23 protein-coding genes and 4 pseudogenes are annotated in these 26,527 nt (G+C 58.9%); 8 read left to right on the top strand and 19 right to left on the bottom strand.

Annotated features, from left to right (window positions below; genetic code table 11):
* Window positions 1-18: 18 nt before the first annotated feature.
* The 4 genes from rsxD to nth are packed head-to-tail and all read left to right on the top strand — an operon-like array spanning window position 19 to window position 3,161.
* The gene (gene rsxD, locus AU14_RS16530; protein ID WP_041342630.1) at window positions 19-1,071 is read left to right on the top strand and encodes an electron transport complex subunit RsxD; all 1,053 of its coding nucleotides are present in this window, start codon (window positions 19-21) and stop codon (window positions 1,069-1,071) included.
* Window positions 1,072-1,074: 3 nt separating this feature from the next.
* The gene (gene rsxG, locus AU14_RS16535; protein WP_041342633.1) at window positions 1,075-1,776 is read left to right on the top strand and encodes an electron transport complex subunit RsxG; all 702 of its coding nucleotides are present in this window, start codon (window positions 1,075-1,077) and stop codon (window positions 1,774-1,776) included.
* A 1-nt stretch (window position 1,777) separates the two neighbouring features.
* Window positions 1,778-2,494 carry an electron transport complex subunit E gene (locus AU14_RS16540; protein WP_041342636.1) on the top strand — a complete coding sequence of 239 codons (717 nt, stop codon included), beginning with the start codon at window positions 1,778-1,780 and terminating at the stop codon, window positions 2,492-2,494.
* Window positions 2,495-2,522: 28 nt separating this feature from the next.
* The gene (gene nth / locus AU14_RS16545) at window positions 2,523-3,161 is read left to right on the top strand and encodes an endonuclease III (protein WP_041342639.1); all 639 of its coding nucleotides are present in this window, start codon (window positions 2,523-2,525) and stop codon (window positions 3,159-3,161) included.
* An 85-nt stretch (window positions 3,162-3,246) separates the two neighbouring features.
* Here the strand turns inward: nth and AU14_RS16550 are convergent, their stop codons facing one another.
* The 18 genes and pseudogenes from AU14_RS16550 to AU14_RS16630 all read right to left on the bottom strand — a co-directional run bounded on the left by AU14_RS16550 (window position 3,247) and on the right by AU14_RS16630 (window position 22,030).
* Complete coding sequence (locus AU14_RS16550) at window positions 3,247-3,822, bottom strand: chalcone isomerase family protein (protein WP_041342654.1); 576 nt, start codon at window positions 3,820-3,822, stop codon at window positions 3,247-3,249.
* A gap of 200 nt (window positions 3,823-4,022) precedes the next feature.
* A complete protein-coding gene (rpoS, locus tag AU14_RS16555; protein WP_041342657.1) occupies window positions 4,023-5,018 on the bottom strand; it encodes an RNA polymerase sigma factor RpoS in 996 nt (331 codons plus the stop codon).
* A gap of 201 nt (window positions 5,019-5,219) precedes the next feature.
* A complete protein-coding gene (locus AU14_RS16560) occupies window positions 5,220-5,996 on the bottom strand; it encodes a peptidoglycan DD-metalloendopeptidase family protein (protein ID WP_041342660.1) in 777 nt (258 codons plus the stop codon).
* 316 nt (window positions 5,997-6,312) lie between these two features.
* Window positions 6,313-7,209 carry a DUF368 domain-containing protein gene (locus AU14_RS16565; RefSeq protein ID WP_330217994.1) on the bottom strand — a complete coding sequence of 299 codons (897 nt, stop codon included), beginning with the start codon at window positions 7,207-7,209 and terminating at the stop codon, window positions 6,313-6,315.
* A 68-nt stretch (window positions 7,210-7,277) separates the two neighbouring features.
* Complete coding sequence (locus AU14_RS16570) at window positions 7,278-7,934, bottom strand: protein-L-isoaspartate(D-aspartate) O-methyltransferase (RefSeq protein WP_041342666.1); 657 nt, start codon at window positions 7,932-7,934, stop codon at window positions 7,278-7,280.
* Window positions 7,931-8,701, bottom strand: coding sequence for a 5'/3'-nucleotidase SurE (gene surE / locus AU14_RS16575; protein WP_041342668.1), 771 nt, complete (start codon window positions 8,699-8,701; stop codon window positions 7,931-7,933). The genes AU14_RS16570 and surE overlap by 4 nt, the downstream gene beginning before the upstream one ends.
* A gap of 11 nt (window positions 8,702-8,712) precedes the next feature.
* On the bottom strand, window positions 8,713-9,813 hold the full coding sequence (truD, locus tag AU14_RS16580; RefSeq protein ID WP_041342671.1) for a tRNA pseudouridine(13) synthase TruD: 1,101 nt from the start codon (window positions 9,811-9,813) through the stop codon (window positions 8,713-8,715).
* On the bottom strand, window positions 9,810-10,289 hold the full coding sequence (gene ispF / locus AU14_RS16585; RefSeq protein WP_041342674.1) for a 2-C-methyl-D-erythritol 2,4-cyclodiphosphate synthase: 480 nt from the start codon (window positions 10,287-10,289) through the stop codon (window positions 9,810-9,812). Before ispF ends, truD begins: the two co-directional genes overlap by 4 nt.
* Before the next feature lie 25 nt (window positions 10,290-10,314).
* Window positions 10,315-11,014: pseudogene (gene ispD / locus AU14_RS16590) on the bottom strand (2-C-methyl-D-erythritol 4-phosphate cytidylyltransferase).
* Window positions 11,015-11,164: 150 nt separating this feature from the next.
* Window positions 11,165-11,437, bottom strand: coding sequence for a septum formation initiator family protein (locus tag AU14_RS16595; RefSeq protein WP_041342676.1), 273 nt, complete (start codon window positions 11,435-11,437; stop codon window positions 11,165-11,167).
* A gap of 201 nt (window positions 11,438-11,638) precedes the next feature.
* Window positions 11,639-12,933: pseudogene (gene eno, locus AU14_RS16600) on the bottom strand (phosphopyruvate hydratase).
* Window positions 12,934-12,993: 60 nt separating this feature from the next.
* Window positions 12,994-13,838, bottom strand: a pseudogene (gene kdsA, locus AU14_RS16605) (3-deoxy-8-phosphooctulonate synthase).
* Window positions 13,839-13,840: 2 nt separating this feature from the next.
* Entirely contained in the window at window positions 13,841-15,469 is a 1,629-nt protein-coding gene (locus AU14_RS16610; RefSeq protein WP_041342679.1) for a CTP synthase, read from the bottom strand.
* Between the two features lie 87 nt (window positions 15,470-15,556).
* Complete coding sequence (tilS, locus tag AU14_RS22245) at window positions 15,557-16,159, bottom strand: tRNA lysidine(34) synthetase TilS (RefSeq protein WP_236744172.1); 603 nt, start codon at window positions 16,157-16,159, stop codon at window positions 15,557-15,559.
* 104 nt (window positions 16,160-16,263) lie between these two features.
* Window positions 16,264-16,920, bottom strand: a complete 657-nt coding sequence (gene tilS / locus AU14_RS22250) for a tRNA lysidine(34) synthetase TilS (RefSeq protein WP_236744173.1) — start codon at window positions 16,918-16,920, stop codon at window positions 16,264-16,266.
* Window positions 16,904-17,857, bottom strand: a complete 954-nt coding sequence (gene accA, locus AU14_RS16620; RefSeq protein WP_041342683.1) for an acetyl-CoA carboxylase carboxyl transferase subunit alpha — start codon at window positions 17,855-17,857, stop codon at window positions 16,904-16,906. The genes tilS (AU14_RS22250) and accA overlap by 17 nt, the downstream gene beginning before the upstream one ends.
* A gap of 178 nt (window positions 17,858-18,035) precedes the next feature.
* Window positions 18,036-21,517: pseudogene (dnaE, locus tag AU14_RS16625) on the bottom strand (DNA polymerase III subunit alpha).
* A gap of 45 nt (window positions 21,518-21,562) precedes the next feature.
* Window positions 21,563-22,030 carry a TlpA family protein disulfide reductase gene (locus tag AU14_RS16630; RefSeq protein ID WP_041342686.1) on the bottom strand — a complete coding sequence of 156 codons (468 nt, stop codon included), beginning with the start codon at window positions 22,028-22,030 and terminating at the stop codon, window positions 21,563-21,565.
* Between the two features lie 71 nt (window positions 22,031-22,101).
* Between AU14_RS16630 and arsC the strand changes: the two genes are divergently transcribed.
* The 4 genes from arsC to AU14_RS16650 are packed head-to-tail and all read left to right on the top strand — an operon-like array spanning window position 22,102 to window position 25,383.
* The gene (arsC, locus tag AU14_RS16635) at window positions 22,102-22,455 is read left to right on the top strand and encodes an arsenate reductase (glutaredoxin) (RefSeq protein WP_041342689.1); all 354 of its coding nucleotides are present in this window, start codon (window positions 22,102-22,104) and stop codon (window positions 22,453-22,455) included.
* Window positions 22,456-22,510: 55 nt separating this feature from the next.
* Window positions 22,511-23,116, top strand: coding sequence for an NAD(P)H:quinone oxidoreductase (wrbA, locus tag AU14_RS16640; protein WP_041342692.1), 606 nt, complete (start codon window positions 22,511-22,513; stop codon window positions 23,114-23,116).
* A 56-nt stretch (window positions 23,117-23,172) separates the two neighbouring features.
* Complete coding sequence (locus tag AU14_RS16645; protein ID WP_041342706.1) at window positions 23,173-23,532, top strand: DUF2069 domain-containing protein; 360 nt, start codon at window positions 23,173-23,175, stop codon at window positions 23,530-23,532.
* 33 nt (window positions 23,533-23,565) lie between these two features.
* Window positions 23,566-25,383: a GspE/PulE family protein gene (locus AU14_RS16650; RefSeq protein WP_041342709.1), complete on the top strand. Its 1,818-nt coding sequence runs from the start codon at window positions 23,566-23,568 to the stop codon at window positions 25,381-25,383.
* Window positions 25,384-25,396: 13 nt separating this feature from the next.
* On the opposite strand, the gene AU14_RS16655 is transcribed toward AU14_RS16650, so the two are convergent.
* The gene (locus tag AU14_RS16655) at window positions 25,397-26,503 is read right to left on the bottom strand and encodes a DUF3080 domain-containing protein (protein WP_041342712.1); all 1,107 of its coding nucleotides are present in this window, start codon (window positions 26,501-26,503) and stop codon (window positions 25,397-25,399) included.
* Between the last annotated feature and the right edge of the window lie 24 nt (window positions 26,504-26,527).

Raw genomic sequence — 26,527 nt, forward strand, 5'->3', positions numbered from 1 at the left:
ATCTCAGGCTCACTATTCATGGCATTTGCGCAACAGTCCTCACCCCATGCCCGCCGCGCCCGGTCGACCTCACAGGTCATGCTCTGGGTAATTCTGGCGGCATTGCCTGGCCTGCTCGCACAGACGCTATTCTTTGGCTGGGGCAACCTGATCAATGTGGTGTGGTGCATTACCGTCGCTCTGGCCAGTGAAGCGGCCATCCTGAAGCTCCGGAACAAGCCCATAGCGTTCTTCCTGAAAGACAACACCGCTGCGGTGACCGGCCTGTTGCTGGGGCTCTCGCTGCCCCAGTTTGCGCCCTGGTGGGTGTCTGGCATTGCCGTTATATCGGCCATCGTGATTGCCAAACAGCTTTATGGCGGCCTGGGCTCCAATCCGTTTAATCCGGCGATGGTGGGCTATGCGCTGGTACTGATTTCATTTCCGGTCGCCATGACCACCAACTGGGCCGATCCCGCTCTGCTCTGGCAAGGCGCCCCAAGCTTCACCGACACCCTGCAAGCCATTGCATCGGCCCAACAGACCGTTGTTGATGGCTGGACCATGGCAACCCCGCTGGATGAATACAAACACAAGATCGGTAGCCTCACCGCCGCTGAGGTGACCAGCCACCCCAGTTTCGGTGACGGCGTTGCCCGGGGCTGGGAATGGGTAAATGCGGCCTTCCTGGTCGGCGGCCTAATGCTGATTGGCCTGCGGATCATTACCTGGCACATCCCCGTCAGCTTTCTTGCCGGGCTCGGGATTATGAGCCTGGCGTTCGGCAGCAACGCCGACCAGTACGCCCCGCTGTCGCTGCATCTACTGGCCGGTGGCACCATGCTGGGTGCCTTCTTCATCGCCACCGATCCGGTTTCGGCCGCCACCAGCCACCAGGGTAAGCTGATCTACGGTGCTGGTATTGGTGTTCTGATCTACCTCATCCGCACCTGGGGCAGCTATCCGGATGCCGTGGCCTTCAGCGTGCTGCTGATGAATTTTGCCGTGCCGTTCATCGATCACTACACGCCGCCACGCACCTATGGCCATCACAAGGCCAGGCGCGGTGTGCCCGGCAGGACTCAGGGGTAACTCATGGCTTCACTGGCAAGTTCCGTACGCCGCAGTGCCATAGGTCTTGGGCTGTTTGCGGTGATTACCGGTGGCACCATCGCGGTGACTCAGGCGCTTACTTCCGAGCGGATTCAGGAGCAAGCGGCAAAAGCCGAAGCCAAGGCGCTGTTCGAGATCATTCCCGAGAGTGCCCACAACAACGAACTGTTAAAAGATACCATCGCTCTTCCGTCCAGCGACATCCTCGCCACCGACGGCGAGATGACGGCCTGGGTAGCGCGCGAAAACGGCGAACCGGTGGGACTGATCCTGCCCATTGTGGCGCCGGACGGCTATTCCGGGAATATCCGGTTACTGGTGGGCATCGACCTGCAGGGAACTGTACTGGGTGTCCGCGTTACCAGCCACAAGGAAACCCCGGGCCTGGGCGACCGGATTGAGTTGAAAAAATCAGACTGGATTACCAGCTTTGATGGCCGCGCCCTGGGCGAGCCGCCGCTTCGGGACTGGACCGTCAAGAAGAACGGCGGCATGTTTGACCAGTTCACCGGCGCCACCATCACGCCACGAGCCGTGGTTAATGCGGTGAAAGAGGCCCTGGTTTATTTCCGCCTGAATCAGGAGGTGATCCGGTCGCAGGCCAACCAGTCACCCTCCCCCAGAGACAAAGCCCTGACACCGGAAGCCATCGCCGGACAAGCCACCACAGCGGAGCATTCCTGACATGGCCAGCAAAACCTCCCGCGAGATCATCCGTGACGGTCTCTGGACCAATAACCCAGCTCTGGTTCAGGTGCTGGGCCTGTGCCCCCTGCTGGCAGTCACTAGCACAGTCGTCAACGCCATTGGCCTGGGCCTGGCAACGCTGATGGTGCTGATGGGCTCGAACCTTGCTGTGTCACTGATCCGAAACTTCGTCGGCGAGTCAGTACGGCTGCCAGCCTTCGTGATGATCATCGCCTCCTTCGTGACCTGCGCGGAACTGCTGATGCAGGCCTTCACCTACGAGCTGTACCAGATTCTCGGTATCTTCATTCCGCTGATCGTCACCAATTGCGCGATTCTGGGCCGGGCCGATGCCTTTGCCTCGAAAACCAGTCCGGGACCGGCGCTGCTGGATGGCGTGATGATGGGACTGGGTTTCCTGGTTGTGCTGGTGCTGCTTGGCGGCATGCGCGAGCTGATTGGCCAGGGCACTCTGTTCGTAGACATGAACCTGCTGCTGGGTCCGGCAGCCGCGGACTGGGTTATTCGCCCATTTGAGAGCTATCCGGATGTCCTGTTCATGGTGCTGCCACCCGGTGCCTTTGTTGGTCTTGGCCTGCTGATCGCACTCAAGAACGGCATAGACAACCATCTGGAAGCCCGCCGTAAGCTCGCCGAACCCACTCCGTCCGCCAGCGGCAGCAAGCGGGTTCGGGTAACCGGCAACGTCTCCTGATTTGCAGGTAAGGTGAAACTCAGCTCCTATGAATAAACAGAAACGAACCGAAATCTTTACCCGTTTGCGGGATGCAAATCCCAATCCCACCACGGAGCTAAACTACAGCAACCCTTTCGAGTTGCTGATTGCCGTGATCCTGTCGGCCCAGGCTACCGACGTTGGGGTGAACAAGGCCACCGACAGACTGTACCCGGTTGCCAATACCCCTGAGGCCATCTTGGCTTTGGGCGTGGATGGGCTGAAGGAATACATCAAGACCATCGGCCTGTTTAACAGCAAGGCCGAAAACGTCATCAAGACCTGCCGCATTCTGATCGAGAAGCACGGCAGCCAGGTACCTGAGCGTCGTGAAGACCTCGAGGCCTTGCCCGGTGTCGGCCGCAAGACCGCGAACGTGGTGCTCAATACCGCATTCGGGCACATGGCCATGGCCGTGGACACCCACATCTTCCGGGTTTCGAACCGGACTGGCATCGCCCCCGGCAAAAATGTGCTGGAGGTGGAGCAACGCCTGATGCGGCTGGTACCAAAGGAATTCCTGCTGGACGCCCACCACTGGCTGATCCTGCATGGGCGCTATACCTGCACTGCCCGAAAGCCCAAGTGCGGGGCCTGCAGCATTGAGGATCTGTGCGAGTTCAAGGACAAGCGCGAGTACCTGTAGCGGACCAGATCAGGGCCAATTCTCCCCGCACCAGAACGAAAAAAGCCGGCACTCAGTGCCGGCTTTTTACTACTTGCCGCAATGATTACCGCTGGCCCAACATTTTCTCTTTCAGGTCCTGCTGAGCAGGCTTGTCAGACAGCCAGATGCCAAACAGGGCTTTCTTGAACGCCAGATCACCCAGAGTATCCTTGTGCTTTCCGTTCTTAAGCACCTTCACACCCTGACCAGGCAAGTACACCAGATCAAAGACGTCACCTTCCTTGATCTCTTCCTGGAACACGCCCATGAACTGATCGACGTCGTTCTGAATCGCCGCCATGTCGCCTTCGGTGGAGGCTTTGAAGCCTTCGAGGGTGGCTTCTGTCATCCGCTCACTGGTGATCATGCCGGAAATGATGTGCAGGGTGATGGCCTGGGGCTCGTCGGCATTGATGATGGCCTGACCATCATTAATGGTTTCAGGCACGTACAGACCGCCCACATAAAGATCCATAAACCACTTCGAACGCGTACCCGCGCCGTTGAGCTTCAGCTCAGTATCCATCGCCGAGTAGGTGTCCGGTACATCCACACCTTCCACGGTCAGTGCTGAGGCCGGCGCCGACAGTGCAGCGGCCATGACCAGAGACACAAAACCGGTTGAGAGAGCCTTCTTCATAGTCCTTTCCTTTTGATCGTTATTATTGATTCGTTTCATTCGTCCACCGGGTTTCGACACCCTTATCCCCGCCCGGTCCGCGCATTCTAGCAACGACAGAGGCGGTCTTGCGGAACCTGGTTCTCATTTGCGGCGATACTGAAACGTAAAAACCGGCAGGGTTACCCGAGCCGGTTTAGAGCAGAACGATCAGAGAGAGGTTACTTGAACAGCAGGTTTCCGGACAGGCCTTCCTTTTCCAGAATTTCACGCAGGCGACGTAGCGCCTCTACCTGGATCTGCCGGACCCGCTCCCGGGTCAGTCCGATTTCCTGCCCAACTTCTTCCAGCGTGCTCACCGGGTAGCCCCGCAGGCCAAACCGACGCGACAGGACTTCCTGCTGCTTATCACTGAGCAGATCGATCCACTTCTCGAGGCAGGAACACATGTTGTTGTCCTGCAGCAGATCGGCCGGGTCCGAGGCACCTTCGTCGGCAACCGTGTCGAGCAGAGATTTTTCCCCGCCGGTACCAATCGGTGTATCCATGGACGCCACGCGCTCATTGAGTCCGAGCATGCGTTTGACGTCGGCGACCGGCTTATCCACCAAGCGCGCGATTTCCTCGGCCGACGGCTCATGATCCAGCTTCTGGGTCAGCTCTCGCGCGGCGCGCAGGTACAGGTTCAGCTCTTTGACCACGTGAATCGGCAGGCGAATGGTGCGGGTCTGGTTCATGATGGCCCGCTCAATGGTCTGTCGGATCCACCAGGTGGCGTAGGTAGAGAAGCGGAACCCGCGCTCCGGATCGAACTTCTCCACGGCCCGGATCAGCCCGAGGTTGCCCTCTTCAATCAGATCCAGCAGGGTCAGGCCACGGTTAACGTAGCGCCGTGCAATCTTGACCACCAGGCGCAGATTGCTTTCAATCATGCGCTTGCGGCCGGATTCCTCGCCCTTGCGTGCCAGCCGGGCGAAATACACTTCTTCTTCCGGTGTCAGTAGGGGGGAAAAGCCAATTTCATTGAGATAAAGCTGAGTGGCGTCCAGCTGTTTCTGGCTGGTGAAATAACGCCCCTGGGTAGGAATTTCTCCGCTATCGGCTCGGTCACTACCGGCCGTCGTTTTCTCCACCTTCTCTTCTGCAAGCAATTGATCTTCGGACTCATCCTCGTCCACCACACGATCAACAATCATATCTTCCTGGTCTGCTGACATTTTTCTTGCCCCGCCTCTCAATCATCCTGGATGTTCGTTCGGTCTTTCTTGTTATTGCGAACGTTCTTGGTACTGCTTCTTTTCTTCTTCAGGACATCTGCTGGTTGGCCGGTCACAACGGTGACCGTTTTTATTGTTTTCTAGTGGTCTGTCTGTCAGTGCCGGTGGATCAGGAGCGACAGCATCCGGGCCGTCTGCTCATTAACGTCTTGGCAGATAGTGGGAAGGATCAACCGGATTGCCATTCTTGCGGATTTCAAAATGCAACATGGGTCGTTCGGTGCCACTGCTACCAAGCTCTGCGATCACTTGACCGGCTTTAACGTCCTCCCCTTCCTGCACCAGAATCTTGCGATTGTGTGCGTAAGCGCTCAGATAGTTCTCATTATGATTCACGATAATCAGGTTACCGTAACCAAGCAACCCGTTGCCGGCGTAGACAACATTTCCATGCGCTGCTGCCCTTACAGCATCTCCGGCTTTTCCGGCAATATCAATACCTTTGTTGACTTTTCCGGATGCTGAATATCCAGCAATTACAGTGCCAACGTGAGGCCAACGCCAGTCTACCCGGGCCACAGTCTGGCTCTGTGACTTCAATGGAGCCCCTTTCTTGGGTGTCCGGGTTACCCTCGGCTTTGTTGCTGGACGAGTTGATGTTGAGGCTCGGGGTTTGCGCGATGAGGCCTTTGGTTTACTGGCCGCAACCTCAGTCTGACTGCTGGATGTTACCGTTCCGCGTACGTCGAGCCGCAGCACCTGCCCTGCTTTCAGGTTCCAGGGCGGTGCCAATCCGTTGGCATCACCAAGTTCGCGATAGTCACGGCCATAGCGCCAGGCAATGCCATAAAGCGTCTCACCCGGTTGCACCACATGACGACCCCAGTACACCGGAGGATTATAGATGTCGTCACGGTAGAGTGCGGAGGTATTACAGCCGGAGAGGAGCGCCACAAACAGGAGGATGGCCGCCGACACTGATCGCTTGCTGAGACGTTTTGGCGCACAACGGGAGGCCTGGGCACCGGAAGGGAACCGCGGGGAAGCCGGCCAGGCGGCATTGATTAACCCACGAAAAAATCTCACAAGAATAAAAACGACCCAGTTATAAATAATCCGTATAACGCATACGGCGTGCCAAACAACTTTCTAAAGTTTTATGAGTAACTTGCTAATATATTGCACAATTCAATCTGGAATCCAAGTTACTGACTGACCACATCTGTTACCGGGAGGAACAGTCAAAATGTGCATTAGGTAACACTTTGGAAATTTTTCCACAGTGAACCGCACACTAACCGTTACGTTGATGGCGCCCACCGCCCCACTCGACGGCCAGCACCAACAAAAAGCCCGCCAGGGCCACCAGCAACGCGAAAGCCACCTGCGGATCCTGTCCGGTTATATCCGCGAAGGTGAACGGACTGACACTCGCTTCGTTCAGCGGCACCTGTTCACCGGCACTGTTGGACCGCCAGCTAAGGGTCTGTTTCCAGGGCCACACTTTGTTCAACGCCCCAATCATGAAGCCTGTAAGCACGGCCAGCACCACATCGTGAAAATGATGAAACGCCCAGGTAATCACCCGTGCAATGGACAGCAGGCCCAAAACACACCCGACCAGAAACAACGCCAGCAGTGTGATATCGGCGGACTGAATGGCATCCAGCACCGGTGCGTACATACCAATAATGACCAGGATGAAACTGCCGGAAATGCCCGGCAAAATCATTGCGCAGATGGCCAGAGCACCGGCCAGAAAGAAAGTCAGGGACGACGGCGCCGGCTGCACCGCGGATAAGGTGGTTATCCACCACGCCAGCACGATGCCAGCAACCAGGGGCACGCACAGGAAAGCCTTGTATTGCCGGACCTGACGACCCACGTGCCAGACCGAGGCAACAATCAGCCCGAAAAAGAAACTCCAGATCAAAATGGGGTACGTGACCAGAACGTAACTGATCAGGGATGCCAGCGTGAGGATACTGGTCATCACCCCGGCCAGCAGACACACCAGGAAGGTGCCATCACAGGCGTGCCAGAATGCCTGTAGCCGGGCCCGAAACAAATCGCGCACGACCGCACCGGGCACCGCGTTGATGGCCTCAAGCAGGCGAAAATAAATACCCGTAATAAAGGCAATGGTGCCGCCGGATACACCGGGCACTATGTCCGCAGCACCCATGGCCATACCCCGGACAAATACCGCGGCCGGATGGTGTCGGCGCTCTCCTTCGGAACTGGCTTGATCGGTGTTGGTCACCGGACCACCCCGCCGAGCAGCGGTACAAAATGCACAGGCTCCAGTTCCTTGTGGTCAAACCGGTCGCCCCGACGGGTCACTTCCACCAGAATCTGGTTTTCCTCGCCCACGGGGGCGATCAACACGCCGCCGTCCCGCAACTGCATTAACAGCTCCCGGGGTATCTCGACCGGGGCCGCAGTGACAATGATGCCATCGAACGGACCACGATCTGGCCACCCCATGCCGCCGTCCGCGTGCTTCAGGAGCACGTTACGGGCATGAAGCTGGCGCAACCGGTCGCGGGCCCGATCCTGCAAAGGCTTGATTCGCTCAACACTGTAGATTTCATCAAACAGCCGAGCGAGCACAGCGGTCTGGTAGCCGGAACCGGTGCCCAGCTCAAGTACCCGCTCAGGCTCGTGCGCCAGCATCAGCTCAGTCATACGGGCCACAATGTAGGGTTGAGAGAGGGTCTGACCATAGCCGATGGGCAGGGAGGTATCCTCATAGGCGCGGTGAGAAAGCGCCTCATCCAGGAAAATATGGCGGGGAACTTCGCCGAGGACATCCAGCACTCGATCCGACTCAATCCCGGCCTCGCGAAGGCGCTGCACGAGGCGCATTCGGGTGCGGCGGGACGTCATACCGATGCCCTGAAGCTGTGCGGTCATACTTCGGCCTCCCCGGAATCCCCCAGACCTTCGACCCACTCTCGCAGCGAAGCCATGGCATCATGACGGGTCATGTCGATGTGAACGGGAGTGATGGAGACATAGCCTTCGCGAACGGCCTGAAAATCGGTTCCGGGACCGGCATCGCCACCTGCGCCGGCGGCACCAATCCAGTAGCGCTCCTTGCCCCGTGGGCAGGTCATGGGAACTGCACCTTCGGCCCGCTCACGGTGCCCCAGTCGGGTCACCCGGAAACCGTTCAACTCGTTCCAGGGCAGGTCAGGTACGTTAACATTCAGAATCGAGCGAGGCCCAAGGGCCAAAGGTCGGGCGCTCTCGAGCAAGTGACGAACTACCCGCGCTGCCGTTTCATAGTGGAAGTGCCCGTTGTTGACCAGGGAGACGGCAATTGCCGGGAGACCCAGATGGCGCCCCTCCGTGGCCGCAGCAACGGTGCCGGAATAGATAATGTCGTCACCGAGGTTGGCGTGAGTATTGATTCCCGAGACAACCCGATCGAATGGCTGATCAAACAATCCGTTGACTGCCAGATGCACGCAGTCGGTGGGGGTACCATCCACGGAACGAAAACCATTGGGATGCTGTTCAACCGTTAACGGCCGGTTCAGGGTCAGGGAATTACTGGCCCCACTATGGTCCCTATCCGGAGCCACGACTTCCAGATCACCGAGGCCTTTCAAACCCTCGAAAAGGGCAACCAATCCTGGTGAGTGAACGCCGTCATCGTTGGACAACAGAATACGCACTGTGTTCTCCGCTAGCCTTGTTGTTTGTTATGGCGGCCGAGGCTCATATCCTCAAGCTCGAATACATCATTCAGCAGGGTGGTGGCGTACTGGCCGGGTGCCAGTGAGAACTCAAGCCGGAGACTGCCGTCATCCTGCCAGTGCCACACCAGCTCACCGGGCAAAACTGCCAGGGCACGCCGCTCAGGTTTCATGCGGGTGGTTGAGAATACCCGGACAAGATCCGGCGCCTGCTCGACCACCTGGCGCTCCAACTCGCCCTGCACCCCTTCGGCAACAGTTCCGCCATCACCCCACAGCGGTCCTGTTGGTACCGAGTCAGCCTCAGAAAAACCAGGCTCACCGTCCATTGCCGTGAGCCAGCTCCCCTCAGATACCCGGTGGGCAAGCACCTCATTGAACAGCCACGAACGTGCCGCCGAAAAGTACAATACGTTTTTCGAGGCCTCTCTGCCAGCGCGGTTTTTGCCTTTGCGACCGCGTCCACCAGAACGGGACCGGCTGTCCATGGCGGACGGATCCATGGCCGCGGCCTGGTCCAGATTACCACCACCATGACCAAAGCGCTGGGGACCAAAATAATTTGGTGCCCCCTGCTCCTTCAGCCGGGCGAGGGCCTCATCAATATCGGCGTGTGTTCCCACCACGTCCCGCAGTACGATGACAAAGTGGTTGCCCTGATGATCACCGCGACGCAGCTTTCGGCTGGAGCGAAATGCCGACAGCACCTGCCAGCGCTCGGCCACGCTTGCAATAAACTCGGAATCTTCTGATGCCTTGCCCGGGCGATAGAGGCTGAACCACTGGCTGGTGACAGCGTGACGGTCCTTCAGGCCACAAAAGCCAACATCAAACGACCGACAGCCGGCAAGCGAGGCCAGTTCCCGCGCAACGAACTCAGTGTTGTCGCCGGTTTTGCGAAGCCGCAGATACAGATGCTCACCGTCCCCGGCGATGTCTTCGGGCGACGCCTCTGCGGGCACTCCCTGCAGATCCTCATCCACCTGGAAGTCTTCAGGGCAGGATTTCAACTGACCCCGGGCGATTCGGCCACCGGCCGAAGTCGGCCAGTCCAGACGCCAGCGACTCGTGGATTCGTGGTTGTTATTCACGAGGACACCGGCTCCAGCAGACACACGGCCTGGCAAGCAATACCCTCACCGCGGCCAGTGAAGCCCAGGTTTTCGGTGGTGGTGGCCTTCACACTGACACGACTCGCCGGAATACCGAGATCCTCGGCGATGTTCAGACGCATGGCCTCGATGTGCGGTGCCATCTTTGGCGCTTGGGCAATGATAGTGCTGTCGATATTGATCACACCATAACCCTCTTCCCGCACCCTCTGCATGACCCGGCGCAACAGATCGCGACTGTCCGCGCCGGCCCATTCGTCGCTGGTGTCCGGAAACAGGTGCCCAATATCCCCCAGAGCGACCGCACCCAGCATGGCATCAGCCAGCGCGTGCAGCAGCACATCGCCATCCGAGTGCGCTTTCAGGCCCTGGCTGTGGGGAATGGACACCCCGCCAAGAATCACCGAGTCGCCTGGACCAAAGGCGTGGACGTCAAAGCCCTGACCAATACGCATAACCTACTCCGGGAAACGGGAAAATTCAGAAACGGCTGAGAATAAAGCCGGCAAGATCCAGATCCGCAGGAACCGTGACCTTGATGTTGTCAGGCCGGCCTTCAACCAGTACCGGCATGTTACCGGAAAACTCCATGGCAGAGGACTCATCCGTGATCGGTAATCCAGCTCCAGGGCTTTTTCAAGCGCAGCCACCAGCGCGGAATAGCGAAACATCTGCGGCGTAAGAGCCCGCCAAAGCGGACGCCGGTCCACGGTCTCCTGCACTTCCGGATTCTCACCCGCGCCCGCCTTCTTCAGCGTGTCCGCAACCGGCGCCGCCAACAGTCCGCCAACCGGGTGGTCGGACAGGGTGTCTATCAGCCTGCTCAAATCATCTTCATGAACGCAGGGGCGCGCCGCATCGTGCACCAGGACCAGTCATCGTCTCCAGCCTGGCCAGCCAATGCACGCAACGCCGCCAACACCGAATCCGCGCGCTCGGTGCCGCCGGTGCAGGTCTGAATGCGTTCATCCTGACTGGACTCGGTAGTCGGCCACCAGTGGTCGGACGGATTCAAGGGCACCATGCAACCGGAAAACTGGGCGACATTCAGCACCCGCGAGAGGGTGATATCGAGAATAAAACGGGAATCAATACGAAGGTACTGCTTGGGGCATTCAGCCTGCATTCGCTGGCCAATCCCAGCAGCAGGAACAATAAGCCAGAGGTTGGATTCAGTCATGGATCGCCCGAAGAAGGTCGGAAGATCGGCGAGGCTGCCTTTTCCGGGAATGTCTGTGGCCATGGATGGCCACAGTCAAGCGCACATGGATGTGCTCGTAGCGATTCCCGGGAAAGGCAGCCTCGTCGATCTACACTCCGAAGAAGGAGCTCAGTTCTCTACGACTAGAAAGAAGGTTTCATCTTCGCGAATCAAACCAAGGTTCATCCTGGCTCTTTCCTCCACCGCGCTCTGCTCATTACGCAGGTTACGAACCTCCGCGTAGAGACGCTCGTTACGGGTCGCCAGCTCGGAGTTCTCCTCACGCTGCTCAGCAATAGACTTCTCGAGCGCCCAGACCTGCGCAAAGCTGCCCTCCCCGACCCACAGGCGTACCTGTAGCAGGAGTATCAGCACAATCATTGTGGTCCAGAGCAACTTCATTGCCGAGCCCGTTCCGGATTAACCGATTAAAAAGTAAACGACGTTTGCCGAGTATAGACCTTGGAGTAGATTAACAACAACTTCTTCTAACCGCTTGTGTAAAAAGGCCATCTCGACTGGATTTTCATCCAGATCGGGATGGCCTTAATCACTTTTTGGCCACAATCATAAAGATTGTGGCTCAAAATGGAAGGATGGGCTTCAGCCCTGGCCCTTGATTTCGCTCAGACCACGGTACGGTGCCTTACCTTCAAGCTCTTCTTCGATACGCAGCAACTGGTTGTACTTGGCAACGCGATCAGAACGGCACAGTGAGCCGGTCTTGATCTGGCCGGCACAGGTCGCAACCGCGAGATCGGCAATGGTGGTGTCCTCGGTTTCGCCGGAGCGATGCGAGATAACGGCGGTGTAGCCGGCATCCTGCGCCATCTTGATGGCATCCAGGGTTTCACTCAAGCTGCCGATCTGATTGAACTTGATCAGGATGGAGTTACCCACGCTCTTCTCAATGCCTTCCTTGAGGATGCGGGTGTTGGTCACGAACAGATCGTCGCCCACCAGCTGCACCTTGCTGCCCAGCTTATCAGTCAGCACTTTCCAGCCGTCCCAGTCGCTCTCGTCCATGCCGTCTTCGATGGACACAATCGGGAAGCGCTCGCACAGGCCAGCCAGGTAATCGGCAAAGCTTCAGAATCGAAGGTCTTGCCCTCACCGGACAGCTGGTACTGACCATCCTTGTAGAACTCGGAAGACGCACAGTCCAGAGCCAGGGTCACGTCGGTGCCCAGCGCGTAGCCGGCCTTTTCGACCGCTTCCTTGATGACTGCCAGAGCGGCTTCGTTGGACGGCAGGTTCGGAGCAAAACCACCTTCATCACCCACAGCCGTGTTCAGGCCCTGGGCCTTGAGCACCTTCTTGAGGCTGTGGAAGATTTCAGCACCGATGCGCAGCGCTTCGGCGAAGCTCTTGGCAGCCACTGGCTGCACCATGAATTCCTGGATATCAACGTTGTTGTCGGCGTGCTCGCCACCGTTGAGGATGTTCATCATGGGAACCGGCATGCTGAACTTGCCAGAGGTGCCGTTCAGGTCGGCAATGTGGGCGTACAGAGGCTTGCCCAGAGACTCGGCTGCAGCCTTGGCAGCTGCCAGGGATACGGCCAGAATGGCATTGGCGCCAAGATTGGCCTTATTTTCGGTGCCATCAAGTTCCAGCATCAGCTTGTCGAGGCCACGCTGGTCCGCAGCATCTTTACCCAAAAGGGCATCACGAATCTTGCTGTTTACCGCATCAACCGCCTTGCGAACACCCTTGCCCAGGTAACGGGAGTGGTCCTGGTCACGCAGTTCCAGCGCTTCGCGGGAGCCGGTAGAGGCGCCAGAAGGCGCACAGGCGCGGCCCAGGGTACCATCTTCGAGGATTACGTCGGCTTCAACGGTCGGGTTGCCGCGGGAGTCGAGCACTTCGCGCGCCTTGATGTTGGCAATCTTGGTCATGGTGATGCATCTCCAAAGTTTTCAGGTAATCAAAGGGGACAAAACGAAGAACACCGCCAATCAGGCGGTGTCGATAGGTTTAAAGCTTTTAACGAGGTCGTCCACGGCCTTGACCCGCGCCAGGAACGGTTCCAGCTGGCTCAGACGCAGGGCACAGGGGCCGTCGCATTTGGCCTGATCCGGATCCGGATGAGCTCCAGGAACAATCCGGCCAGCCCCTGGGACATGCCGGCAAGCGCCAGATCCGTCACCTGGGCGCGGCGGCCACCGGCGGAATCGGCACGACCACCCGGCATCTGCAGGGCGTGGGTCACGTCAAAGAGCACCGGTACATCCATCTGCTTCATGATGCCGAAGCCCAGCATGTCGACCACCAGGTTGTTGTAGCCGAAGCTGCTGCCCCGCTCGCACAGGATCAGCTTATCGTTGCCGGCTTCCTCAAACTTGGTGATGATGTGCTTCATTTCCTGGGGCGCCAGGAACTGCGCTTTCTTGATATTGATAACCGCGCCGGTTTTCGCCATGGCGACCACCAGATCGGTCTGCCGGCTCAGGAAGGCCGGCAACTGGATGACGTCGCACACCTCTGCTGCCGGTGCAGCCTGGGCAGGCTCGTGGACGTCAGAAATGATCGGCACACCGAACTTGCTCTTGATATCGGCCAGGATCTGCAGGCCCTCATCCAGGCCGGGACCACGGAACGAATTCACCGACGAGCGGTTGGCCTTGTCGAACGATGCCTTGAAGACATAGGGAATTCCCAGCTTGCCACACGCTTCGACGTAGGCCTCGGCCACTTCAAAGGCCAGTTCCCGGGATTCCAACACGTTCATGCCGCCAAACAGCACGAACGGACGATCGTTGGCTACTTCGATATCCGATACATTCACAGTGTGCCGTGCCATGATCAGTCTCCCTGCTTACGTGCCAGTGCCGCTGACACAAAGCCCTTAAACAACGGATGACCGTCGCGCGGCGTCGAGGTGAACTCGGGGTGGAACTGACACGCCACAAACCAGGGATGGTCAGCCACTTCCACAACTTCCACCAGCTTGTCATCGGACGACTTGCCGGAAATCCGCAGGCCAGCTTCCTTGAGCTTGGGCAGGAAATGGTTGTTCACTTCGTAACGATGACGATGACGCTCGCGAATGGTCTTGCGGCCATAGCAGTTGGCGATGGTGCTGCCTTCGGTGAGCACGCAATCCTGGGCCCCCAGACGCATGGTGCCCCCCAGGTCGGAATCGTCAGTACGTTCTTCCTTCTCGCCGCTGGCGTCCAGCCATTCGGTGATCAGACCAACAACCGGCTCAGGCGTATGGGCACGGAATTCGGTGCTATGGGCATCTTTCAGGCCGGCGACGTTGCGCGCGTATTCAATAACGGCCACCTGCATACCCAGGCAAATGCCCAGATACGGCACCCGGTTTTCACGGGCGTATTGGACAGTACGAATCTTGCCTTCAACACCGCGCTCGCCAAAGCCACCGGGAACCAGAATGGCGTCGGCACTCTCGAGTGCGCCGGTGCCGTCCCGCTCGATGTCTTCGGAATCGATGTAGTTGATATTGACCTTGGTGCGAGTCTTGATGCCGGCGTGAAGCAGGGATTCGATCAACGACTTGTAAGCGTCAAGCAGCTCCATGTACTTGCCGACCATGGCGATGGTCACCTCGCCTTCAGGATTCAGCAAGGATTCGACAACGTTGTCCCACTCGCTCAGGTTGGCGGCACGGGCATCCAGGTTAAAGCGCTCGATGACCAGCTGGTCCAGACCGTGCTCGTGCAGCATACGCGGAATGGCGTAAATGGACTTGGCGTCCTGCAGCGGAATGACCGCTCGCTCTTCCACGTTGGTAAACAGGGCGATCTTACGACGGGAGCTGGCATCCACCTCGTGCTCGGAACGGCACAGGAGAATGTCCGGCTGCAAGCCAATGGAACGCATTTCCTTGACGGAGTGCTGGGTCGGCTTGGTTTTGATCTCACCGGCGGTGGCGATGTAGGGCACCAGGGTCAGGTGCATGAACAACGCACGCTGTGCACCGACTTCCACCTTCAGCTGACGGCAGGCTTCAAGGAACGGCAGGGATTCGATGTCACCCACGGTTCCGCCTACTTCGATCAGGGCCACGTCTGCACCGGCAGCGCCTTCAACCACACGACGCTTGATCTCGTCGGTGATGTGCGGGATGACCTGCACGGTACCACCGAGATAATCGCCACGGCGTTCTTTACGAATGACTTCTTCGTAAACGCGGCCGGTGGTGAAGTTGTTGCGACGGGTCATGGGCGTGCGGATAAACCGCTCGTAGTGTCCCAGGTCCAGGTCCGTTTCCGCGCCGTCGTCGGTGACAAATACCTCACCGTGCTGGAACGGGCTCATGGTGCCGGGGTCCACGTTGATGTACGGGTCCAGCTTGAGAATAGTGACCTTCAGGCCGCGTGCCTCGAGGATCGCAGCCAGAGAGGCTGATGCGATACCTTTCCCCAAGGAGGACACGACACCGCCGGTGACGAAAATATAACGCGTCATGCAGATTCCATGATTGTCTGGTTCGGTGAAGGAGGGAGATTGTCATCTCAAGATGGGACGCCAGACTACCAGAAACCCCCCACTGACTCAATCACCTTCCCGCTTCACGATGAGCCGCCAGCCGGCGGCAGGAGCGCTTCCCGAGTATTGGTCGGAACACCACAGATCGCCTACGGCAATGAGCTCGGCATCATCCCCGGAACCCGCAAAAACCAACGGAAGACGGGCTCGCTCCCAGGGTGGAATAGCCTGTTCCTGCAGCCAGTTTTTCAGGGATTTCGAGTGCCCGTCCGGGTGCAATCGGATGCGCTCGCCACCCTGCCTCGTAGATACCCGTATTGGCGGCAACACCGATTCCGGGTTAACGGCGGACTCCAGGGCAAGCGCCCAGCCTCCAAATTCGATCGATCGCCCAGGCAAAAACTCCTGAGGCGAAACCGGATTTTCCTCTTGCTCCGGCACCAGGTAAATCCGGCCCTGATACCGGCGCAAGCTAAAGCCCTCGCCGCGCATCTCGGGTTCACGGTCTGGTCCGGCTTCCAGCAACTCGTGCAGCACCTGCTGCCAGTCCGAAATCGCCGGCGGCTCAAAGCCCTGCCGGCCAATCCACCAGCGCACCAGGTTGGTCTGTTCAGCCGGCGTCAGCGCCTGCAACGCTGGCACCGACAACCGACCCTCGGCATCAGCCACCTCGGCGCACTGGAGTTCCGCCAGCCGGGCGTTCAGAAACGTACTGCCCGCACAGGCGCCAGAACTGTGCCGAAGTCTCTGACTCAGATTCGGCCAGCGGGCTTTCAGGCCCGGAAGGATGTTGTGACGCAGGTAGTTGCGATCGTAGCCTGATCGGTATTACTGGGATCTTCCACCCAGTCCAGTGACGCCTGATTCGCCCAGTGTTCAAGCTCCGCCCGCTCCAAGTCCAGCCAGGGCCGGATCAGCTGCCCGGCGCCCAGCGCCCGACTACGGGGCATACCGGCCAGTCCGGCAACGCCGCTGCCACGTAACAGCCGAAACAAAACCGTTTCTGCCTGGTCGTCAGCGTGATGGGCCATCAGCAACAGGTCGCCCGCCCCCAGAGCCTGCTCAAACACCGAATAACGTGCCTTGCGCGCTGCTTCTTCAATACCGCCAACATCACCAGTCTCGCCACTTGTCTTGTCGGTCTGCACCGACACCCGACGGGAGACAAAATGCACGCCCAGCCGATCGCACAGCGCACGGCACAGAGCTTCGCTGTCATTGGCGTTGAATTGCAACTGGTGATTAACGTGGATAGCGCCAACCGGAACCCGGGCGGCGTGGCAATGGGCAACCACATGGAGTAGCAAGACGGAATCCAGGCCACCACTGACGGCGACCCACAGGCGAGCGTGTTCGGGAAGTGACCTGACCGGAGCACACAGAGCGTCCGGCCAGGCAACGCCGTTCTCGGGCTTAGCGCCCGGTGTCATAGCGGGTCAGCCGCTCATAGCGGCGTGCGACCAGTTCGTCCTTCGGCAGGCGGGACAGCTCGGACACACCCTTGGCAAGAATGTCTTTCAGGGATTGCGCCATCTTGTCCGGATTCCGGTGCGCACCACCCAACGGCTCCTGGATGACGTTGTCCGCCAGCCCCAGGTCCTTGAGCCGGTCCGCGGTTACACCCATGGCTTCTGCGGCCTGGGCAGCAAACTCGGCACTCTTCCAGAGAATGGAGGCACAACCTTCCGGAGAAATAACAGCGTAGGTGGAGTACTGCAGCATGTTCAGCTGATCGCACACACCAATAGCCAGGGCGCCACCAGAGCCGCCTTCACCGATGACGGTAGAGATGATCGGAGTTTTCAGCCGCGACATCACCGCCAGGTTGAACGCAATGGCTTCACTCTGGCCACGCTCCTCAGCACCGATACCAGGGTAGGCACCCGGGGTGTCGATGAAGGTGAGGATCGGCATATTGAATCGCTCGGCCATCTCCATCAGGCGCAAGGCCTTACGGTAGCCTTCCGGGCGTGGCATGCCGAAGTTGCGCTTTACCTTGTCCCGCACTTCCCGGCCTTTCTGATGACCGATCACCATGACCGGCTTGTCGTCCAGGCGGGCGGTGCCGCCCACGATGGCCAGGTCGTCAGCATAGCGACGATCGCCGTGCAGCTCGTCAAAATCCTCGAACATCGATTCGATGTAATCAAGGGTGTAGGGTCGGCGCGGATGGCGTGCCAGACGCGCAACGTCCCACGGCTTCAGATCCGAGAAAATACTCTCGGTCAGGCTGACGCTTTTCTTCTTCAGCCGGGTGATTTCATCGCTGATGTTAATGTCGGTGTCGTTGCCGACCATGCGAAGCTCTTCAATCTTGGCTTCCAGGTCGGCAATGGGCTGTTCGAAATCCAGATAATTAGGGTTCATGATGTTCCATCATTTGATTGCCAGGTGGAGAAACACTCCGCCAAACCAGAATTTGGGACAAAGATAGCAGCGCCCGCAACACGGCTAAAGCGGACATTGGTATGAGTCCGCATTCTGACAAAACCGTAATTTATCAATATGTCAGCCGTATTAGCGCCCAGAACCTTGCCGGACTAACTCAATCATAGACCAGTTCCACAGACTGGTCGCCCACCAGGTACCGAAGCTCCAGCAGCAGGTTATCGTCTGGTTGCACCCGCCAGGAATCACCCAGCTCGATGCGGGTCTGGGCCTCGTCGCTGCTGTATTCGATCCAGACCGGACTGCCCTCACAGCGGAACGGCCTCAGGGTGCTGTCCAGCTTTTCCAGTAAGCCGTTCTGCAGCTGATCCGAACGCAGGGCCAGCTTCAGCCCCTTACTGAACTGCTGGCGTGCGCTGCCCACGTCCATCACCGAACTCACCCGCATTTTCATCTGCCCGGAGTAATCGTCGTGGCTGACCTGCCCTTCCACCACGATCACCTGATCTGATTGCAGCAATTCCCGGTTCTCGAAAAACGCCTCCGAGAACAGGGTGGCCTCGATGCGGGCGCTCCGGTCGTCCAGGGTAATGAAGCACATGGTGGACCCGGTGCGGGTTTTCATGGTGCGCTGGGCCACCACCAGCCCCGCCACTCGCTGCGGTGACTTGTTAGGCTTGAGGTCAGCAATGGAAGAGCGCACGAAACGGCGCACCTCTTTCTCGTATTCGTCAAACGGGTGCCCGGTAAGATACAGGCCCAGGGTGTCTTTTTCCCCTTTCAATCGCTGCTTTTCGGGCCATTCCCGGACACCAGCAACGTCGGCATAAACATCCTCGCCTTCGCCACCTTCCAGCATCTCGCCGAACATATCGGTCATGCCCACGGATTCATTGCGGGATTGCTGGCCGGCCTGCTGAACGGCCTTGTCGATACTGGCCATCAACTGGGCCCGGCTGGCGCCCAGCTTATCCATGGCGCCCGAGCGGATCAGCGCTTCCATGGCCCGCTTGTTGACCTTTTTCAGATCAATACGGCGACAGAAATCGAAGATGTCCTGGTAAGGCTCACCGTCACCGCGGCCTTCAACCACGCTCTGGATCGGCCCCTCACCCAGTCCCTTGATCGCGCCCAGGCCGTAAACGATCTGGCCCTCGTCGTTCACCGTGAAGGTGAAATCCGAGCGGCTGACGTCCGGGACCAGCAGGTCCAGTTTCATGTTGCGGCACTCTTCCACCAGCGTGACCACCTTGTCGGTGTTCTGCATATCGGCGGTGAGTACCGCAGCCATGAATTCGGCCGGGTAATGGGCTTTCAGCCACAGGGTCTGGTAGGAAACCAGCGCGTAGGCGGCGGAGTGGGATTTGTTGAAACCGTAACCGGCGAACTTCTCCACCAGGTCGAAGATGTTTTCCGCGAGGGTCTTATCGATGCCATTCTGCTCGCAGCCGTCCAGGAAGAACTGCTTCTGCTTGGCCATTTCCTCAGGTTTTTTCTTACCCATGGCCCGGCGCAACATGTCGGCGTTACCCAGACTGTAGCCACCCATCACCTGGGCGATCTGCATGACCTGCTCTTGGTACAGGATAACCCCATAAGTGGGCTCCAGAACCGGCCTCAGGCCTTCGTACTGATAGTCCGGGTGCGGGAAGGACATCGGCTGGCGGCCATGTTTCCGGTCGATGAAGTCATCGACCATGCCCGACTGCAGCGGACCCGGACGGAACAGTGCCACCAGGGCGATCATGTCTTCCAGGGAATCCGGCTGCAGGCGACGGATCAGGTCTTTCATACCCCGGGATTCCAGCTGGAATACCGCCGTGGTCTCGGCCTTCTTGAGCATGTCGAAGGACGGAACATCGTCGAGCGGAATCTCGTTGATATCCAGTTCTGTTAACCCGCGCTGTTGCCGGCGCGGGTTGATCATGTTCAGAGCCCACTTGATGATGGTGAGCGTACGCAGACCCAGGAAGTCGAACTTGACCAGGCCGGCGTCTTCCACGTCGCCCTTGTCGAACTGGGTAACCAGGCTGCCGCCCTCATCGTCACAGTACAGCGGCGAGAAGTCGGTGATCTTGGTGGGTGCGATCACCACACCGCCAGCGTGCTTACCGGCGTTCCGGCATATGCCCTCAAGCTTGAGCGCCATCTCCCAGATTTCCTGGGCTTCCTCGTCCTGCTCGAGGAACTCTTTCAGCTGGGGTTCCTGCTCAATCGCCTTTTCCAGGGTCATGCCCGGCTCAAACGGGATCAGCTTGGACAGTTTATCCGCCAGGCCGTAAGACTTGCCCTGCACCCGCGCAACGTCGCGCACCACCGCCTTGGCCGCCATGGTGCCGAAGGTGATGATCTGGGAGACCGCTTCCCGGCCGTATTTCTGGGCTGTGTATTCAATGACACGGTCCCGGCCTTCCATGCAAAAGTCGACGTCGAAGTCGGGCATGGATACCCGTTCCGGGTTCAGGAAGCGCTCGAACAGCAGGTCGTATTCGAGCGGGTCGAGATCAGTGATCAACTGGGCGTAAGCACCAGTGAACCGGCACCGGAACCTCGGCCCGGCCCAACCGGAACGCCGTTGTTCTTGGCCCACTTGATGAAGTCCATAACGATCAGGAAGTAACCGGGGAACCCCATCTGGATAATGATATCCAGCTCGAAGTTCAGGCGCTTGTAGTAGGCTGCCCGCTTCTCGTCGTACTCCGGATCGTCCTTGCTCAGAGTTTTGGCAAGCCGCTCCTCCAGGCCTTCCTCGGAGACTTTGCGGAAGTATTCGTCCATGGTCATCCCGTCGGGGATGGGATAGTTCGGCAGGAAGTACTCACCCATGCGCACCTTCACCGAGCACCGACGGGCAATCTCCACGGTGTTCTCGATGGCCTCAGGGATGTCGGAGAACAGCTCGATCATATCCTCGGAACTGCGCAGGTACTGCTGGTCGCTGAACCGACGATCCCGACGCGGATCATCCAGGGTCCGGCTCTCCCCGATGCAAACCCGGGCTTCATGAGCTTCGAAATCGTCAGCCGTGAGGAAGTGCACGTCGTTGGTGGCTACCACCGGCAGGCCCAGCTCCTGGGCCAGCTCGACACTCAGATGCAGGCAGTCTTCGTCGCCGTCCCGGCCGGTTCGTTGCAACTCAAGGTAACAGGCACCCGGGTACAGGTTCATCCAGTAAGCCGCGCGCTGCCGGGCCAACTCCGGCTTCTCGGCCATCAGGGCCTTGCCGATATCGCCCATCTTGGCGCCGGACAGCATGATCAGGCCATTGGGACGTTCTTCCAGCCATTTGCGCTGGATGATGGGCTTGCCAAAGCGCTGACCTTCGGTGTAGCCGAGAGAAATGATCTCGGTCAGGTTCAGGTAACCGTCGTTATTCCGGGCCAGCAGTGTCAGCCGGAACGGGTTGTTCGGTTCATCGGGATTTTCCAGCCAGAGGTCCGCCCCCATGATGGGCTTGACCCCGGCGCCGGTTGCGGCCTTGTAGAAGCGAACCAGCGAGCACATGTTGGACTGGTCGGTAAGGCCGACCGCGGGCATGCCCAGTTCGGCCACACGGCCAATCAGGGGTTTGACCCGGACCAGTCCGTCGACCATGGAGTATTCGGAGTGCACGCGGAGATGTACAAAAGTCTGTGCCATAACGTCCGGCAATTCCTGCTGATAAATTCTGTTTGGGACCGGCGGTTAACCGCCGATCAAAGCCCGAATGTCTGCTTCTGTCTGGGGCCCGAACCGGGCCTCCAGCAAATCCCCTTCGGGGTTAACGATAAAGGTGGCCGGCAGGGCCACGGGGGTCTGCCAGCCTAGTTTCTGCCCGGGGTCTTCCGCCAGCATGGTGAACTCGATCCCCATGCGCTCGCCCAGGCGTTCCAGCTCTTCGCCGCGAACGCCGTCAAAATTGACACCCAGCACGGCAATGTCCGGCGCCTTGTCCAGTTCATTCAGTTCCGGGATTTCCTCCAGACAGGGCTTGCACCACTCGGCCCAGTAATTCACCAGCACCCATTGGCCGCGAAGCATATCCCAGTTCATCTTCGGCCCGTCGGCCCGCTCCAGTTCAATCTTCTCACAACCGGCCAACGCCAAGACCAGGAAGAACAGCCCAACATGGGCCATCCGGCGGAAAAAGCTCCGGTTTGCAGGGTACTGCACGAGAAAACCTCCTGTTAGACTACGGGCCACGTAAACAACGGCATCCATTCAGACGGACGATCAGCCAGAACATGACAGAACCTACCCGGATTTTCCATAACCCGCGCTGCTCGAAATCGCGACAGACCCTTGAACTACTTACCGACCGGGGCATTGAGCCGGAGATAGTACGCTACCTGAACACACCACCCACAGTGGCTGAACTGGCGGACATCCTAACGGCTCTTGATTGCGAACCCCGGGAGCTGATGCGCACCAAGGAAAAGGAATACCGGGAACTTGGGCTCGATAACCCCGAACTGAGCCGCGAGCAGCTGATTGCAGCCATGGTGGCCACGCCCAAACTGATCGAGCGGCCCATTGTACTCGCGAATGGCAAGGTCGCGGTAGGCCGCCCACCGGAAAACGTATTGTCCATTCTGTAATTCCGGCAGTTATTCCAACACCGTCAACATCATCTCTTACCCCAGGACTTCGCCCATGGCTGAAAAAGCGCCCTACATCCTGATTCTGTATTACAGCCGAAATGGCCAAACCGCAGAGCTGGCTACCCAGATCGGCCGGGGCGTGGCCCGGGTCAGTGGTATCGAAGCCCGAATCAGGACCGTGCCACCCGTGTCACCGGCAACCGAGGCATCGCTGCCAGCGGTTCCCGATATCGGCGCTCCCTACGCCAGCAAGGCGGACCTGGCCGAATGTGCCGGCCTGGCTCTCGGCAGCCCAACCCGCTTTGGCAACATGGCGGCGCCGCTGAAACATTTCCTCGACACCACCGGCGATCTCTGGCTCAGTGGCACCCTGTCCGGCAAGCCTGCCGGTGCTTTCACCTCTACCGGCAGCCTCCATGGTGGCCAGGAAAGCACCTTGCTGACTATGATGATTCCGCTGCTGCACCACGGCATGGTGCTGTGCGGCCTGCCCTATACCGAGAAAGCGCTGGGAGAGACTGAGACTGGCGGCACCCCTTATGGCCCCAGTCACTGGGCCGGTACCGGGGAGCAACTACCGATCAGCGAGCACGAAAAATCATTGTGCCAGGCCTTAGGGGAACGGCTTGCCCGGTTCGCGCTGAAACTGTCAGCCTGATACAGCCGGGGCCAATGTCCGTATCTCATTTGAACACTTATTTTGGGAAATACACTATGCTGCACAATCCGAAGGCCCAGAACACGGCGCGCCTGACCATGCTGCTTTACATAGCGGTTCTGGCAACGCTGCTGGCCACCACCTTCTACCCGGCTCCCGTGGAAGGCGTATCCATTCCGTTGATACTGGCCGTGAAACTGCTGCCCCTTCTTGCTTTTGCGGTACCGGTATTCCGTGGCCACAACCGCGGCTACATCTGGATGGCGTTTGTGATCATTTTCTACTTTACTCAAGCCGTGGTTTCCGCCTGGTTGAGTGAGGGCGACGTTGGCCCGGTTATCCTGACCGTGCTGACCTTCTTGCTGTTTACGGTCGCCATGGTTCACCTCAAGGTCAACCGCCCGGTCGCAGGCTGACTACCACCGCAATGCTCCTGATTACGAGACCCTATGTCTGATACCAAGTCGCCAGAACACGCCAGCCGGCCGACGGCGCCGGCCCGAAGCATCCTGACCCTCAGGGATGTGTGCACGGCACTGGTCACCAGCGGGGAAATCAGCCAAGACGACGCCGAGCGAGTGCTTACCGCCAATCTCGGCGCCGCCTCTGGCAAAGGCCAGGATGCCAAACGACACCCCCTGGAACTGGTGGCAATTGCCGCGCTAACCAGCCGGAAAACCGATCGGACACTGGATCTCGACCGGCTGACCCAGTGGCTTGCAGACTGGGCCGGACAGCCCTACTTCCATATTGATCCACTGAAGATTGATGTCTCCGCCATCGCCAAGGTGATGTCGTACGCCTTTGCGCAGCGGCACGGTATCCTGGCGGTAGAGATCGGCCCGGATGAAGTGTTTATTGCCAGCTCGGAGCCGTTTAAATCGGACTGGGAAGGCAACCTGAAACAGGCCATGCGGAAAGACATCCGCCGGGTGGTTGCCAATCCCGAGGACATCCGCCGCTACACGGTCGAGTTCTACCAGTTGGCCAATTCCGTCAGCAAGGCCGGCGGCGGCCAATCGTCAGCCTCGGTTGGCAGCAACAACTTCGAACAATTGCTGGACCTGGGTACCAGCGAAAATCCGGACGCCAACGACCAGCACGTGGTCAAGATCGTCGACTGGCTACTCCAGTACGCCTTTGACCAGCGCGCCTCGGATATTCACATAGAGCCACGACGGACGGTTACCCAGGTGCGTTTCCGGATCGACGGGGTGCTGCACAACGTCTACGAATTCCCGGAACACGTGGGCGTTGCCGTCACCAGCCGCCTGAAAATTCTCGGGCGTCTGAATGTGGCCGAGAAACGGCGGCCACAGGACGGCCGAATCAAAACCCGCAAACCCGACAACCGGGAAGTGGAACTGCGCCTGGCCACCATGCCCACCGCCTTTGGCGAAAAGATGGTGATGCGGATCTTTGACCCGGATGTGCTGCTGAAATCCTATGAGCAACTGGGCTTCGGCAAGGACGACCGCGAACGCTGGCAGACCATCACCTCCCAGGCCCACGGCATTGTGTTGGTCACCGGCCCGACAGGCTCGGGCAAGACCACCACCCTGTACTCAACCTTGAAGCAGATCGCATCGCCGGAGCTGAATGTCTGCACCATCGAAGACCCTATCGAGATGGTGGAGCCGGCCTTCAACCAGATGCAGGTCCAGAACAACATCGATCTGACTTTCGCAGCGGGCGTGCGGGCACTATTGAGACAGGACCCGGACATCATCATGATCGGCGAAATCCGCGACCTGGAAACCGCCGAAATGGCTGTTCAGGCCGCCCTCACCGGCCATCTTGTGCTCTCCACCCTGCACACCAACGACGCGCCCAGTGCGATTACCCGCCTGATGGAGCTGGGCATTCCGCCCTACCTGATCCGGGCGACTGTTCTGGGGGTTATGGCCCAGCGGCTCGCCCGCACCCTTTGCCCACATTGCAAGGCACCGGGGCCGGCGGATGAGCAAGCCTGGCAGACCCTGACCCGGCCCTGGAAAGCGCCGGTACCGAAACAGTTCTACCAGCCGGTCGGCTGCCTGGAGTGCCGGAATACCGGTTACATGGGACGCGCAGGTGTGTATGAGATCATGAGCCTGTCCGGCAACCTGACCCGGCAGATCACCGAGCGCTGCGAACTCGAGCAACTGCGGCTGGACGCCTACAAGGAAGGGATGAAGTCACTCAGACTGGGTGGCGCCCAGAAAGTCGCCGCGGGCCTGACCACCGTGGAAGAGATCCTGAGGGTGACACCGGAAAGCCAACGCTGATTCGCCAGCGAGTTCAGGTGCCGGGCCGCATGCCACATTGTTCCAGCAAGGCCTGCCAGCTTTCGGTATGGCGCGCCATGGCGGCGTCCAGCTCAAGCCACAGACTGTCGTCTGCCACCTGAGACAGGTGCTTGCGATACCAACGGGCGAACTCGGGTGGCATCACCGCCCTTTGTCGCTCCGCCATCATCGCCAAGGGTTCGATCAACTCAACCCGGGCCCGGCGAAGGTTACTCATGTAGGGCTGTATCTTTTCGATGTAAACGCTGAAGAACATGCTCTGGACAATGTCTGCCTGATTGTTCGGCTTGCCCTTGAGACACAGCGGACGTTGCTGAATTCGCTGTTGCAGCAACCCGGTGGCGTCATTCAGTCGGGTTTTAACCAGTGCGGCACTGTTGATCAGCTGGCCGGCCCGGTACTCCGCCTGCCAGCGTTGCTGGACCGCACCGGCAAACTCCAGAGCGCTCTCCTCCAGTGTCCCCTTTCCCGGTGCATTTGCCGCCAGCGCATTCTCTTCCACTTTTCCCGCCAGCAGCGCGCCCACGACCTGATTCATCCGATCACTGTCACGGGCCAGATCGGCCACCGGATTGCCCTCGCTCTGAACCGGGTAGTAACCCTTGGCCAGGGTAAACAGCGTCTCGATCTCCTCGACGCCCCAGGTGGCATTCCAGAGTGCAATCGGCAGGGTTTCCCGCTTGCTGGCAATGGCTTCGTTCAGCACCTCCACCAGGTCTTCATCCTCGGTTTCCGGGATACAGTCCTGGGCGGCACGAATAAAGCGCAGCTCATAGCGCAGCCGGTTCAGCGGCTGCATAACCTTGCCCATCACCGAGTTCTTTTCACCCACTACGAACTGCAATTCACAGCCGTAGAGCGACAGGAAATCGAGCATACCCAACTCAAGCTCGGGCATGGTCAGTACGCGATCACGGCGGCGGGGGATGTGGGTGGGGGAATCGATAGCAGAAAGCTCGGGCTCTGTTTCCAGAACCCGGGCAACCCGTTCGACGTATTCGTCCATCATCGGACGGGCTTCAGAGAAGGGATTACAGGCGCTCAGCACCACCATCATCAGGCCCGGAACGCACATCCTGATCCATCCTTTACCGGGCATGAGCATCTCCTGATGGGTTACGCT

The sequence above is a fragment of the Marinobacter similis genome (assembly GCF_000830985.1).
GTDB lineage: Bacteria > Pseudomonadota > Gammaproteobacteria > Pseudomonadales > Oleiphilaceae > Marinobacter > Marinobacter similis.

What these genes read in the sequence shown, in the direction of transcription:
- AU14_RS16570 (WP_041342666.1), bottom strand. Translation starts at nt 7,934, where the DNA reads ATGACCGCACAGCTTCAGGGCATCGGTATGACGTCCCGCCGCACCCGA.
- AU14_RS16565 (WP_330217994.1), bottom strand. Translation starts at nt 7,209, where the DNA reads ATGGCCATGGGTGCTGCGGACATAGTGCCCGGTGTATCCGGCGGCACC.
- rpoS (WP_041342657.1), bottom strand. Translation starts at nt 5,018, where the DNA reads ATGTCAGCAGACCAGGAAGATATGATTGTTGATCGTGTGGTGGACGAG.
- ispF (WP_041342674.1), bottom strand. Translation starts at nt 10,289, where the DNA reads ATGCGTATTGGTCAGGGCTTTGACGTCCACGCCTTTGGTCCAGGCGAC.
- AU14_RS16650 (WP_041342709.1), top strand. Translation starts at nt 23,566, where the DNA reads ATGTCTGATACCAAGTCGCCAGAACACGCCAGCCGGCCGACGGCGCCG.
- nth (WP_041342639.1), top strand. Translation starts at nt 2,523, where the DNA reads ATGAATAAACAGAAACGAACCGAAATCTTTACCCGTTTGCGGGATGCA.
- AU14_RS16645 (WP_041342706.1), top strand. Translation starts at nt 23,173, where the DNA reads ATGCTGCACAATCCGAAGGCCCAGAACACGGCGCGCCTGACCATGCTG.
- rsxD (WP_041342630.1), top strand. Translation starts at nt 19, where the DNA reads ATGGCATTTGCGCAACAGTCCTCACCCCATGCCCGCCGCGCCCGGTCG.
- wrbA (WP_041342692.1), top strand. Translation starts at nt 22,511, where the DNA reads ATGGCTGAAAAAGCGCCCTACATCCTGATTCTGTATTACAGCCGAAAT.
- AU14_RS16655 (WP_041342712.1), bottom strand. Translation starts at nt 26,503, where the DNA reads ATGCCCGGTAAAGGATGGATCAGGATGTGCGTTCCGGGCCTGATGATG.
- accA (WP_041342683.1), bottom strand. Translation starts at nt 17,857, where the DNA reads ATGAACCCTAATTATCTGGATTTCGAACAGCCCATTGCCGACCTGGAA.
- AU14_RS16595 (WP_041342676.1), bottom strand. Translation starts at nt 11,437, where the DNA reads ATGAAGTTGCTCTGGACCACAATGATTGTGCTGATACTCCTGCTACAG.
- AU14_RS16540 (WP_041342636.1), top strand. Translation starts at nt 1,778, where the DNA reads ATGGCCAGCAAAACCTCCCGCGAGATCATCCGTGACGGTCTCTGGACC.
- arsC (WP_041342689.1), top strand. Translation starts at nt 22,102, where the DNA reads ATGACAGAACCTACCCGGATTTTCCATAACCCGCGCTGCTCGAAATCG.
- tilS (WP_236744173.1), bottom strand. Translation starts at nt 16,920, where the DNA reads ATGACACCGGGCGCTAAGCCCGAGAACGGCGTTGCCTGGCCGGACGCT.
- AU14_RS16550 (WP_041342654.1), bottom strand. Translation starts at nt 3,822, where the DNA reads ATGAAGAAGGCTCTCTCAACCGGTTTTGTGTCTCTGGTCATGGCCGCT.
- AU14_RS16610 (WP_041342679.1), bottom strand. Translation starts at nt 15,469, where the DNA reads ATGACGCGTTATATTTTCGTCACCGGCGGTGTCGTGTCCTCCTTGGGG.
- rsxG (WP_041342633.1), top strand. Translation starts at nt 1,075, where the DNA reads ATGGCTTCACTGGCAAGTTCCGTACGCCGCAGTGCCATAGGTCTTGGG.